Annotated in this window: 15 protein-coding genes; 12 read left to right on the forward strand and 3 right to left on the reverse strand. The window is 35.5% G+C overall.

The annotated features are described in order from the left end of the window. The first annotated feature begins 12 nt into the window (after positions 1 to 12). Positions 13 to 2,382: a tetratricopeptide repeat protein gene (locus tag KDE13_RS03715; RefSeq protein ID WP_212142884.1), complete on the forward strand. Its 2,370-nt coding sequence runs from the start codon at positions 13 to 15 to the stop codon at positions 2,380 to 2,382. Between the two features lie 259 nt (positions 2,383 to 2,641). On the opposite strand, the gene miaA is transcribed toward KDE13_RS03715, so the two are convergent. Together miaA and KDE13_RS03725 are read right to left on the reverse strand one after the other, a co-directional pair. Continuing rightward, positions 2,642 to 3,535 carry a tRNA (adenosine(37)-N6)-dimethylallyltransferase MiaA gene (gene miaA / locus KDE13_RS03720; RefSeq protein WP_212143046.1) on the reverse strand — a complete coding sequence of 298 codons (894 nt, stop codon included), beginning with the start codon at positions 3,533 to 3,535 and terminating at the stop codon, positions 2,642 to 2,644. Between the two features lie 13 nt (positions 3,536 to 3,548). Beyond that, a complete protein-coding gene (locus KDE13_RS03725) occupies positions 3,549 to 4,769 on the reverse strand; it encodes an NAD(P)/FAD-dependent oxidoreductase (protein WP_212142885.1) in 1,221 nt (406 codons plus the stop codon). 99 nt (positions 4,770 to 4,868) lie between these two features. Here KDE13_RS03725 and mqnP point away from each other — a divergent pair, with 99 nt between their 5' ends. Genes mqnP through KDE13_RS03740 form a run of 3 tightly spaced genes read left to right on the forward strand, consistent with a single transcriptional unit; the run spans position 4,869 to position 6,764 of the window. Then, the gene (gene mqnP, locus KDE13_RS03730; RefSeq protein WP_212142886.1) at positions 4,869 to 5,738 is read left to right on the forward strand and encodes a menaquinone biosynthesis prenyltransferase MqnP; all 870 of its coding nucleotides are present in this window, start codon (positions 4,869 to 4,871) and stop codon (positions 5,736 to 5,738) included. Then, complete coding sequence (locus KDE13_RS03735) at positions 5,735 to 6,256, forward strand: hypothetical protein (RefSeq protein WP_212142887.1); 522 nt, start codon at positions 5,735 to 5,737, stop codon at positions 6,254 to 6,256. Before mqnP ends, KDE13_RS03735 begins: the two co-directional genes overlap by 4 nt. A gap of 1 nt (position 6,257) precedes the next feature. Continuing rightward, the gene (locus KDE13_RS03740) at positions 6,258 to 6,764 is read left to right on the forward strand and encodes a DUF6115 domain-containing protein (RefSeq protein WP_212141432.1); all 507 of its coding nucleotides are present in this window, start codon (positions 6,258 to 6,260) and stop codon (positions 6,762 to 6,764) included. Between the two features lie 6 nt (positions 6,765 to 6,770). Here KDE13_RS03740 and KDE13_RS09745 read toward each other — a convergent pair whose 3' ends face one another. Beyond that, positions 6,771 to 7,271, reverse strand: coding sequence for a methylated-DNA--[protein]-cysteine S-methyltransferase (locus KDE13_RS09745; protein ID WP_324612680.1), 501 nt, complete (start codon positions 7,269 to 7,271; stop codon positions 6,771 to 6,773). A gap of 287 nt (positions 7,272 to 7,558) precedes the next feature. On the opposite strand from KDE13_RS09745, the gene moaA reads away from it, so the two are divergent. From moaA to rsmI, 8 genes are all read left to right on the forward strand, one after another. Continuing rightward, positions 7,559 to 8,527, forward strand: a complete 969-nt coding sequence (gene moaA / locus KDE13_RS03750) for a GTP 3',8-cyclase MoaA (RefSeq protein ID WP_212142889.1) — start codon at positions 7,559 to 7,561, stop codon at positions 8,525 to 8,527. Continuing rightward, positions 8,527 to 9,321: a 7-carboxy-7-deazaguanine synthase QueE gene (locus tag KDE13_RS03755; protein ID WP_212142890.1), complete on the forward strand. Its 795-nt coding sequence runs from the start codon at positions 8,527 to 8,529 to the stop codon at positions 9,319 to 9,321. The genes moaA and KDE13_RS03755 overlap by 1 nt, the downstream gene beginning before the upstream one ends. Then, positions 9,321 to 9,902 (forward strand): 6-pyruvoyl trahydropterin synthase family protein, encoded by a 582-nt coding sequence (locus KDE13_RS03760; protein ID WP_212140654.1) that lies wholly within the window; start codon positions 9,321 to 9,323, stop codon positions 9,900 to 9,902. The genes KDE13_RS03755 and KDE13_RS03760 overlap by 1 nt, the downstream gene beginning before the upstream one ends. Continuing rightward, positions 9,902 to 10,105 (forward strand): hypothetical protein, encoded by a 204-nt coding sequence (locus tag KDE13_RS03765; RefSeq protein WP_229203831.1) that lies wholly within the window; start codon positions 9,902 to 9,904, stop codon positions 10,103 to 10,105. The genes KDE13_RS03760 and KDE13_RS03765 overlap by 1 nt, the downstream gene beginning before the upstream one ends. Continuing rightward, a complete protein-coding gene (locus KDE13_RS03770; RefSeq protein WP_212142891.1) occupies positions 10,102 to 10,503 on the forward strand; it encodes a hypothetical protein in 402 nt (133 codons plus the stop codon). The genes KDE13_RS03765 and KDE13_RS03770 overlap by 4 nt, the downstream gene beginning before the upstream one ends. After that, complete coding sequence (locus KDE13_RS03775; protein ID WP_212142892.1) at positions 10,503 to 11,156, forward strand: 16S rRNA (uracil(1498)-N(3))-methyltransferase; 654 nt, start codon at positions 10,503 to 10,505, stop codon at positions 11,154 to 11,156. The genes KDE13_RS03770 and KDE13_RS03775 overlap by 1 nt, the downstream gene beginning before the upstream one ends. 88 nt (positions 11,157 to 11,244) lie before the next feature. Then, positions 11,245 to 11,451, forward strand: coding sequence for a 50S ribosomal protein L31 (gene rpmE / locus KDE13_RS03780; RefSeq protein WP_212140658.1), 207 nt, complete (start codon positions 11,245 to 11,247; stop codon positions 11,449 to 11,451). 3 nt (positions 11,452 to 11,454) lie between these two features. Further along, positions 11,455 to 12,267, forward strand: a complete 813-nt coding sequence (gene rsmI, locus KDE13_RS03785; RefSeq protein ID WP_212142893.1) for a 16S rRNA (cytidine(1402)-2'-O)-methyltransferase — start codon at positions 11,455 to 11,457, stop codon at positions 12,265 to 12,267. The last annotated feature ends 23 nt before the right edge of the window (positions 12,268 to 12,290 follow it).

Consider the following 12,290-nt stretch of genomic DNA (forward strand, 5'->3'; position numbering starts at 1 on the left):
TATAATACCAATATGAAAAAGGCGTTATTTATCCTATTTTTACCGATTTTTTTATTAGCTTTTAATTTAAGCTTAAATAGTGGTATAGAAAACAATAAACCATATAGCGTGTTGCATCTAAGTGATGATAATGAGTTTGAGTGTGTAGAACAAATTTTAGCTTATGATACAAAGCGATACGTTTGTATGCTAGATGATGGTGCTTTACCACATATAGATGATACTATACTCCCGCTTATGGATATAAAATACAAAAAACAAGATGGTAAGCTTTTCATCATTATTATGCCAAAGGCTTACTCGCGGATATTAAATATCCCGGTTGAGCTTTATAACTCTAAAAGCGTTTATCGCTCAAGTGGGACTATATCAAAACATTTTAGTATAGTGATAGATCAAAATTTACCAGAATTTGATGTTAAAAGACCAAGTGGATTAAATTTTGCACCTGAGTTTTTTGATATGCTTTATCCTAGCATTGGGGCTTTAGATCTAAACCATTCACCTATTGAAGGGATGGACAGCAATGATATTGATTTGTATATAAATATAAAACAAGCTTACGATCGTGGAATGTATCCATCAGTAGTTAATGATACTCAAATAGCGATTTCACGGCATCCACAGAGTATATTTGCTAGTGAATTTTTACTTTACCGACTTAGAGCATTAGATCAAATTTTTACTCAAATGGAGAGTTTTGAAGAGATTACGCCAAATGATGTTTCAAGCGAGGGTAGGGTGTGGATACGTAAATTCCCATCTGATGAAAACTATCCAGAGGTCGTATCTATAATAATCCGAGCCTACTTAAAAGAGAGCATACAAAGTGATGCAAAATATATGCTAGATATACTTTTAAGTGAATATCCTAGCTCTAAATTTAGCAAGATTGCCCAGCTTGACTATGCTGATTTTAGCTATAAAAATGGCAAGATCAAAGAGGCGGTAAAAATTTATGAAGATGTGCTTTACTCTAGCGATGATGTCAGTGTTGCATCGCGTGCAGCATTAGCTTTAGTAGGAGCAAATATCGATAAAGCAAAATTTGACGAAGCACGAATATTTTTGCTTAAAATTTTAAACGCAAATGAAAAATATTTAATGAATGACACCGCAAGAGCGATGAATCTAGCTTCGTTATTTACCACACAAAATATGTACGATGTCGCGGCTAAAATTTATGAGATAGTTGTTAATAATAGCGATAAACGTAACGAATTTTATGAATCAGCACTGAAAAATATCGGTATAAATTTAGCCAAGTTAAAGGATACAAATAGAGCCTATGAGTATCTAAAACGCTATGAAAGCGAGTATAAATACGGCGAATATATCGCTGAGGTTGACTCGGCTATGGATGCACTATTTTTTGAGCTTGATGAGAGCAATTCAACCAAGCTTCACGAGCATTATGTTGCATTAATGGAAAAATATGGCAATGCAGATATCGGTAAAAAGGCACTTGTGAGCGAAATGGAGTTAAATTTAAAAGAGAGAAAATACCGCAAAGTACTTGATTATACCGACCGCGTAAAAGATCTAAATATTAGCGAAGCGATGAGTTACTTAAATAGTGCTGCTTTTGAACTTGCAAATGAGGGCTTTCGTGCTGATGACTGTCAGATCGTTATAAATTTGCTCGAACATTATGATGTTAATAAGCCCGCTTTACCACAGTTTAAGCTATTTAACTGCTATTTTCGTACAGCACGATATGACGCGGCTCTTGAACTAGCAAAAGCTCACTTAAAGGATGAAAATCTCGAAGATCGCGTCGAGTGGCTGGTAAATTTAAGTAAAATTTTATATCAGCAACGAGACTACATAGCGACTATAAATGCTGCAAATGACGCACTTTCGCTGGGAGCTAGTGTCGAGCATAGCGACCCAACGCCAGTACTTTTTGATAGATTTTATTCATTGCTTAAGCTTGATCGTTTTAGCGAAGCTATCGCAACGTTAAGTGCGATAGAACAACTACGCGGACGTGACTTTAAGATCATAGAAGCCTATAACGCTTTAAGCGAATATGCTTATACTAAAAATGATTTTGCTAACACAAGTACCTACGCTAAAAAGGCTTTAGAATTGCAAACTCGTGTCAAGATCGATACATTTTCTCCAAAGCTAAATATACTCTACGCAACGGCATTACTTAAGATAGATAGTGTAAATGAAGCCCTTGATGAGATGAAATACGTCCTAAATATGCGTCTAAAACCAGAAGATCGTCTTCGATCACTTGGGCTGATAGCTGACATTTATATACGTCTAAAACGTTTAGATCTTGCCAAAGAACATTTAAGTGAGTGTGTGAGGTCAAATTTCGTAAGCCCATATAAAGCAATATGTGAGCAACGGCTTAAACTACTTGATTGATAGTTTGTGTTCAAAATTTAACGTTCTAATTTTTAATAATCTATGAATATTTTAAACTATTAGTAGCTAAAAGCGTATAGTATGAAGTAAAAATATAGTTGTTAGTTTGTAACGAAGCAATGAATACAACTCTTTATTAAGTAAGTTTTAAAAAACGTTACAAAGTCAAAAGTTTAAAATTAAACTTTTGTATCTCAATAAAAAACTTAAAGTAGTGCGTAAATATATTCATTAAACAAGCAAGTAAAATTTTAAAAATCTACAAAGCAGATATGAACGCTCTCACGGCATTTTCACACTCGCTTAGTGAGCCTATAAATTTATCACTAAACTGAGAGCGGTTAAATGTGCGTTGGCGTTTAGCTAGTTGGCAAGTGTGCGTAGCGATGAGAGATTTTAGCTCATTTAAATCAGTGCCATTTTTACAAATCTCTCCACGTAAAAACTCACCGCACTCTTTAAGCCCGATAGACCTCATCGCGTTTAGCGACTTGTCGTATCGCTTAAATAAAAACTTAGCTTCATCAAGTAGTCCAGACTCAAACATCTCATCTGTCCGCTTCTTTATACGCTCCCTTATCTCGTTAACATCCCATAAAATTTCAAATATTTTAAGATTTTTTATAAGTGGTTCTTGCGTATTTTTTTTTAACCAACGGCTTGGAGTAGATCCACTAAATTTATAAATTTGATACCATTTTTCAAGTCTGTAGCTATCGTTTTGACTAAATTTATAAGCATACTCAGGATCGTGTGATAAAACAATGTCATAAATTTCAGCATTGCTTAAATTTATTTCACACTTTGGCACATCAGGTGTAAGTCCATTAAGCAATGAACGCAAGTAAAAACCACTACCGCCTGTGATGATGAGTGGACATGCCAAATTTTTAGCGTATGCGTAGGCACGTTTATAAATTTCAAAAAACATCCCAACGCTAAAATTTTCATCTGGATAAATTTCATCTATACCAAAATGCTTTACGCTTTCTAGCTCCACACGGCTTGGTTTGGCACTTGCTATGTCTATGAGCTTGTAAAGTGCGAGTGAGTCAAGGCTTAGCACTACGCCACCAAATTCTTGGGCGATACGTAGAGCTAGGGCTGACTTGCCGCTTGCTGTTGTGCCTATGATTGCAAACTCACAGAACATTAAAATCCGTCCTTTATCCTTGATAAAACCCACTAAAAAGTAGTAGTTCATCAACCTCAGCGTTTGTGAGATCTTGCATTACAAGTTCACTTAATATTCTCGCACAAGCTGGTGCAAAGCTAAGCCCTAACCACCCATGTCCCATAGAAAATACTAAATTTTTATATGTTTTATCACGACCGATGAGCGGCATATCATTTGGTGTAATAGCTATGAAATTTGCCATATATCTTGGCTCACGTAGCACGGAAGTCTCACAAAATGGCTTAAGCGTGTTTAGATAAGTATTTATCTTATCCATCTGCACGAGCGTGTTTATAGTACCAATTTGTAAATTTGAGATGATTCTTATACCATCGTTTGTAGGCTCTATTTTTATAAATTTATCTTTAAGTACGACCGGTTTTGCTGGGATTTGTCGCGTATCTAGCTTGATGTCAATGGTGTAAAACTTAGCTGGGATTTGATTAAGCTTTGTGCCTAAAGAGGTTGCTAGATCTGTATTTATGCCTGTTGCTAGGATAAAGGTGTTTGCTTCGTATTCGCCATTTCTACCTATAGCCTTTTTTATATTTGCTCCATTTGTTTTAAAAGATACAATCTCATCATTTATAAACTCAATGCCATATCCATTAAGCTCCATTTTTAAGGCTGTTATAAGCTCATGTGTATTTAGCTGTCCGTTGCGTTTTAAATTTATTATGCCTTTTATGTTTTGGCTGATTAGCCCAAGATTTTCTTTAGCATTTGTTATGTCTAGAACTTCTTGCGTTTTATCAGCGATTTTAGTGCATTCAAGATGTTTTTTAAAGCTTTGCTCATCGCTAAAAACTAGCAGATGCCCATCTGTTTTTACAGATATCTCAGGATACTTTTGTGCTAGTTTATTATATGTTTCTAAGCTCTTTTTGCCAAATTTCTCAAATAAAATTTGCGACTTTTTAATACGCTCACTGCTTATACTGAGACTAAATTTAGCCATCCATGTCCTAAAGCTTTCACTCACATTTGGTATTATGCTAAGTTCACAAGGGGATGAAAAAAGCCCCATAAATGAGCTACTTATCACACCTTCGTGAGCTAATGGCAAAGTGTTAAAGGCACTTAACAATCCGCAAGTCTGACTCTCATCTGTGTTTGTGTCAATGACTGCCACGTCAGCACCGCTAGCAGCTAACTCATAAGCGGTAAATAGCCCACTTATACCGCCACCTATTACGATTATTTGGCTCATTTTTATCCTTTTTGGTTTAAAATTTAGCCATTATAACAATATAAATTTAAATTTAAAGCAAAAGATTGTAAAATGATTAAAATCACAAATGGATAAGATATGCAGGAATTTATAAAAAAGCTAAAAGACATTGGCGAACTCATCGTTTTTAAGCACTCGATTTTTGCCTTACCGTTTATATTTGTAGCGATGGTTGTGGCTAGTTGGCGTGAAAATGGCTCAGCTTGGTTTGGTTTTAAATTGTTTATTTTAGGTGCATTGTGTGCGGTGTTTGCTCGCTCTTTTGCGATGGCCTTTAATCGCTACTGCGATGATGATATAGATAGATTAAATCCACGCACTGCAAACCGCCCAAGTGTAGATGGACGTATAGGCAGTGGTAACCTTATTTTATTTATCGTTTTTAACGCAGTTGGTTTTATATTTTGTGCCTATTTGATAAATTTACTTGCGTTTTGGCTGAGCTTTCCGATACTGTTTATTTTGAGTGGCTACTCATTGTTTAAGCGTTTTAGTTCTCTAGCTCACCTTGTGCTTGGTCTGTCGTTAGGACTTGCACCTATCGCTGGAGCGGTTGCTGTAAGTGCTGAAATTCCACTTTGGAGCGTTTTGCTATGTCTTGGTGTGATGTTTTGGGTGGGAGGATTTGACTTGCTTTACTCGCTTCAAGATATTGAATTTGATAAAAAAATGGGACTATTTAGCATACCGTCTGTTTATGGTGATAAGGCGACGCTTTTTATCTCAGCCCTTTTTCATGCTATCGCCACGATATTTTGGCTACTTTTTGCGTGGGCAGCAGAGCTTGGATTTATGGCGTTTTTTGGAATATTTATAAGTAGCGTGATACTTTTTATGGAGCACCGCATCGTTAGGCGTGATTTTAGTAAGATAGACAGGGCGTTTTTTACACTTAATGGTTATTTGGGAATTGCCTTTTTTATTTTTGTTTTATGGAGCGTTTTATGAGTGCAGTTAGGCTGATACCAGCTTCTTTAGAGCTTGATTATGAGATTGATAATGGTAACGCTGAGTTTATACGTGAGTTTAATATGCTAACATTAAATGAAGAAGATCCGCTTGGTGCGTGGCTAAAACGTGCTAAATCGCGTGGCGAGACAAAGGAAAGTGACCAGGTGATACTCACGCTTCTTATCGAACTTCATAGGAAAGTAGATGAACTAAGTGATTATGTTAAAAATAATCAAAAGCAATACCTATCTCTCGAAAATAGCACAAAGATAGCAAGTATAAATTTTGAATATATTGGTTTAGATGAGCCTAAATTTGAAGTAGATAAAATTTATTATGGGCGGATTTTAATGCCAATATTTCCAAAACGAAACATCGCTATATATTTTCAAGCTATAGATGAAAAGACGGCTAAGATAGTTCATATGCACGATGAAGATGTGAGTGATTGGAGTGCGTATGTAACGGCTAGAGAGCGTGTAATGATACGCGATATGAAAGTAAATAAGGACTAAAATGGAGCTTGTGGTACTTGGTGGATTTGGCATTGTTTTAGCGATAATCATCGCACTTATATATATAAAAGATAGCGAGGTAAATCGTCGTTTTACACGATATGAACGTAGTATTGAAAGTATAATGCAAGAAAATTTCAATCTCAAAAAACAAATAGCGAATTTAGCCACTTTTAAAGACGGCGATTTAAGCGATTTAGATCAGATCGAAAAGGATTTGCAAGATAAGCTTGATAAGGATCTAAATGAAAAGATCGTACCTATCATAAAAGCGATAAAGAGCATAGAACGTGTGATAGATGAGTTTGCAAGTGAGCAAAAAGATCGGATGTTAAACTTAGAAGAACGTACGCGTGACATTGGTAAGATTACGCCAAATGTTCAGGGTGAAGAGGAGCAGATTGTGCGACTTTTTAACTCTGGTAAGAGTATCGAGACGATTGCAAAAGATCTCCATATAGGTATCGGACGTATAGAATTTGTGCTAAAATTACATAAATTAGTCTAAAATCTATCAAATTTTATCGCTATTTTCAAGCTTTAAAAGTCTCTTTTTTATATCTAAACCACCAGTATAACCAACTAATGTCCCATCCGTGCCTATGACTCTATGACAAGGGATGATGATAGCTATGCTGTTTCGTCCCACTGCACCACCGACTGCTTGGGCTGACATCTTTGATATACCACGATTTTTGGCTATTTGTCTTGCTATTTCACCATAAGTAGTTGTTTTGCCATATGGTATTGAAAGTAAAATTTGCCAAACTGATAGAGAAAAGTCTGATCCTGTCATATGAAGTGGCGGTGTGAAACTAGGCACTTTCCCATCAAAATAAACATCAAGCCAACGTTTTGCTGATACTATCTCTTGTGTCTGTTTTGAGCGATACTCATTAGTCGAGTTTTGAGTATAAAATTTGTTATCATTTATCCAAAGTCCAGTTAGTCCAATATTATCTGAAGTAAGTAAAATCTCACCAAGTGGTGAAGAGTAAGTAGAGGTATATAGCACATTTTCCCCCTTGTTTTTTAATAAATGATATAAAAATAGAGATAAAAAATCTATAAATTTAATAGCATTTAAATAATTACACATATTTTGCTTTTTCTTGTTAATATAGTTGTGCTGTTGCCGCTACATTTTGTCTTATTTTTCTTTTGCAAAACTAAGCGAATACAATAAGCTTGTGCTTAGTGCTAATCTTAATTTCTAAAATATAAAATTTAATATAAATCATTTTAGCTATATTTAAAATTTTTAATCTATAATTTAACTAATTTAAAATTTAAAGGCATTTTATGCTTATCGATCAGTATGGGAGAGTTGTTGATTACTTGCGTATCTCAGTTACGCAAAGGTGCAATTTTAGATGTAGGTATTGTATGCCGACCACGCCATTTAGCTGGACACCAAAGGAAAATTTACTAAGCTTTGAAGAGCTATTTATGTTTGTAAAAGTAGCCATTGATGAAGGCGTAACAAAGATCCGCCTGACAGGCGGAGAGCCACTCGTACGTAAAGATTTAGACATTTTTATAAAGATGATAAGCGATTATAAGCCTGACATTGACCTAGCTCTTACGACAAATGGTTTTATGCTTCGTCATTTTGCTAAAAGATTAAAAGATGCTGGGCTAAAACGCATAAATATGTCACTTGATACTCTTAGTGAGAGAAAGGCTCAATTTATCGCTCAAAAGGGCGTTTTACACGAAGTTTTAGCTGGATTTGAAGCGGCTTTGGATGCTGGATTAAAAGTAAAAATAAATACAGTTGCTTTAAATGGTGTAAATGACGATGAGCTTGTGAGTTTGCTTGAATTTGCTAAATTTAGAGATTGTCAGATCCGCTTCATTGAATATATGGAAAACTCACATGCCAAAAATGATCTAAAAGGGCTAAATAGTGATGAAATTTTAGCCATTATCTCGCAAAAATATAGTGTCAGCAAAGATAAGAAGATACCAAACTCACCAGCTTCTATCTACCGCCTTGATGATGGATATAAATTTGGTATCATTGACCCACATAAACACGACTTTTGCGAGAGTTGTAACCGTATAAGGCTAAGTGCAGAGGGGCTACTTATACCTTGTCTTTATTTTGAAGAGGCTTTGAGTATAAAAGATGCAGTGAGTCGTGGCGACATCGTTGGTGCAGCTGAGGTTTTGCGTAAAGTCTTGGCAAATAAACCAAAAGAGAACAAATGGTCAGTCGGTGTAACAAATGAGACATCTAGTAGAGCATTTTACCAAACAGGCGGTTGATGGGCTTAAATTTAAAAGATCAAAAAGCTTACGTAGATGATGGCTTAAAACTACCTTTGGTTGAGAGCTTTTTAAGCATTCAAGGCGAAGGGAAATACAGCGGTCATCTTGCTATTTTTTTACGTTTTGCAGGGTGCAATCTAAACTGCATTGGCTTTAATGTTAAGGCAAATTCTTTAAAAACAGGTGAAAGTTTAGTAGGTTGCGATACGATAAGAGCGGTATTTACATCTCATTTTGACGCTCATAATCTAAACGTGGGTGAAATTTTATCACTTGTTAGCAGTTTTGCCGATGGTTTAGCTCAAAAGCCCATCATCGTTATAACTGGTGGAGAGCCATTGGTGCATCATAAAAAACCAGCATTTTTAAATCTAATACAAAATTTGCTAAAATTAAATTATGAAGTACATTTTGAGAGTAACGGTACAATTTTTATTGATTTTAGTGAGTTTGAAATTTATAAAAATTGTCACTTCGCACTCGGTGTAAAACTTGCAAATAGCGGCGTTAGCTTTGAGAAACGTATAAATGAAAAAGCCATAAAAGCCATAAAAGATAATGCAAAAGATAGTTTTTATAAATTTGTTTTGAGTGGTGAGAATGATGAGTTGGAACAAATTTTGCAAGTATTGAAAATAGCTATAAATGATGTTTGGTGCATGCCTATGGGGGCGGATAATACGCAACTAAATGCAAATGCATTAAGAGTAGCCGAGTTTGCGATAAAAAATGGCTTTAACTACTCAGATCGCACACATATCAGGCTTTGGGATAAAAAAGAGGGTGTTTGATGATAATACGAAAACTTTTTAAATTTGAGAATGCACATATTGTTAGAGATTGTAGCTCAAAGCGTTGCAGAACAAGTATACACGGACATAGTTATAAAACTGAAGTGTTGCTTGATTCAAATTTTTTAGATAATGCTGGTATGGTCTATGACTTTGGACTGATGAAACAAAATATCCGCACGATAATTGACAGCTTTGATCACGCTACAACCATATATAACGGCGATAGTGATGAGTATAAAAATGACCTTAAAAAGCACTCTGCACGCTGGATTTGTATACCGCAAAATCCATCAGCAGAGCAGTTTTGTCGCATATTTTTTGTCATCATTGATAGACTTTTAAAGCTTAGTGTTATGCAAAACGGTGAGCGTGAAGTAAGTCTGCATAGTATTATCGTACATGAGACCGATACTGGCTACGCTCAGTGTTTTCGTGAAGATGCGTATAATACACAAATGGGAGAGATAAATTTACATGAGATTGAGTTTTCTCCTGCGGTGATTGATGAATGGGAAGATACGTTGTTGTTTGAGAAAATTAAACTTTGTAAACCGATACTCTTGCCAAAGGATGTATGATGAAAAATTTAGCTTTTTTACTTATGTTTTTAGTGTTTTTGATGGGCTGCGAAGATAAAAAAACTCAAATTTTAGAGCAAAATGATAGTGTCCCAGCTGATATCCCTATTTCGCATATAGATGCAAATGTTAGTATAGATGAGACCCTGCCGCCAGAGCCAGCCATAGAGGGCGTAGCGGATACAGAAAAGCAGAGCAAATGAATGAACATTTAATAAAACTTTTTGAATACACCTTACCCTATCATATCGCCTTTTTTTGGGCACTACTTGGGCTTTGTGCAGTCTATCTTTGCTTAACACAGTTAAATTTAAGCGACAAAAACTATGTTCTTAAAATTCGCTATTACCTACCGATATATCACGCGGTTTTAGCATGTAGTGTGATGACCGGACTTGTTTTGATGTCAGCTTTTAACTTTGAGTTAAATTTAAAAAATGCAAAGATGATAGTCGCCGTTTTTGCTCTCATAGCTTTAAGTGCAATAGGATATAAACGACTAAAACGCTACGCTCTGATAAAAGAGTTGGATAAATTTAGAGTCTTTGCACTCAAAAAGAGTGTAGCGGACATTGTGATTATTGTAATGGCAGGTATTTGATGCAGTTTTTATATGATAAAGATGCTGGATGTGAGCGTTTAGAACTTGTAAATGAGCCATTTTTGCACTTAAAAGCAAGACGTATGAAGGTGGGTGAACGACTGAGCGTGAGAAATTTAAAAGATGGTAAGAATTATTTGTATGAGATACTCTCATTTATGCGAAGAAGTGCCGAGCTAGAGCTTGTTTTTACATCCTCTGTAGAGGAACAAAAACGTGGTATGAGCCTAGCTTGGGCTGTGGTAGAGCCTAAGACGATAGAAAAGACATTGCCGTTTTTAAATGAACTTGGCGTATCAAAACTCATCTTTGTATATACGAAATTTTCTCAGGCAAATTTTAAGTTGGATCTAGCTCGTTTTGAGTATATATGTGCTTTATCATGCGAGCAGTGCGGACGTGGGACGCTTATGGAATTTGAAATTTATAGCAATATTGATGATTTTTTGGGCGTTTATGAAAATGTTGCAATAATAAATTTTGGTGGAAAAAGTTTGCAAAACTATAATAATGAACTACTTTTTATCGGTTGTGAAGGTGGTTTTAGCGATGACGAAGTGGCTAAATTTAAAAACTCATATGCACTTGGAGCGTCAAATATTTTAAGGTCACAAACTGCCATAATAGGCGTTGCAAGTAGACTTATTCTATAAATTTGATTTTTTAATATTTTTTTAGTATAATCACGCCTTGCTTACTAAGATTTAAAAATCATAAAAGGTCAAATAAAAAGGAAAAATTATGAAAAAAGAGATACATCCAGAGTATATTGATTGCACTGTAACTTGTGCTTGTGGCAATACATTTACAACAAAATCAAATAAAAGCGAGATCAGAGTAGATATATGTGCAAACTGCCATCCATTTTTCACAGGTAGCGAGAAAATCGTAGATAGTGCTGGCCGTGTTGAGAAATTTAAGAAAAAATACGCTTCTTTAAATAACTAAGCCTTGATATATTTTATTCCTACACCGATAGGAAATCTCTCTGACATCTCGCTACGTGCGTTAGATACTTTACGTATTTGCGAGATCGTTATCTGCGAAGATACAAGGGTGGCTAAATCACTTATAAATTTGCTGAATGAGCGTTTTAACGCTAGCATAAAAATAGATAAATTTATCCCACTTCATACACATAATGAAGAGCAATTTTTCTCAAATTTAGAGCCAAATTTTTTTGATAAAAATGTCGCCTATGTAAGCGATGCTGGTATGCCTGGCATTAGCGACCCTGGTGTGACACTAGTGCGATACGCCCAGCAAAATAAGATAAAGTATGAAATTTTAAGCGGGGCAAATGCTGCACTTTTAACTGTCGTAGCAAGTGGGCTTTGTGAAAAAGAGTTTGTTTTTTTAGGGTTTTTGCCAAATACTGGTAAAGAACGCAAGCTAGCACTTCAAAATGCCTTAAACTTAGCCTATCCTTGTGTGATATACGAAAGCCCAAAGCGTGTATTAAATTTGGTAGAAAGCATCGCCAAATTTGACGCTAGTCGTAAAATTTTTGCTATAAAAGAGGCTACAAAAAAATTTGAAACTAAATTTAAAAACGAGGCTGCAAAGCTTGTAAATGAGCTAAAGGTATCAAATTTAAATGGTGAGTGGTGTATCGTGGTGGATAAAAGTTTAAATGCCACTCAAGAAAACATCAGTATAGATGATATAAACGCCTTAAACATCACACCAAAAGTAAAGGCAAAGCTACTTAGTAAAATTACTGGAGAAGATGTCAAAAAGATATATGCCAGGCTTACACTGTAACCACGCTTAAAGCGTAGTTACAT

This window comes from Campylobacter anatolicus (assembly GCF_018145655.1).
GTDB classification, from domain to species: domain Bacteria; phylum Campylobacterota; class Campylobacteria; order Campylobacterales; family Campylobacteraceae; genus Campylobacter_A; species Campylobacter_A anatolicus.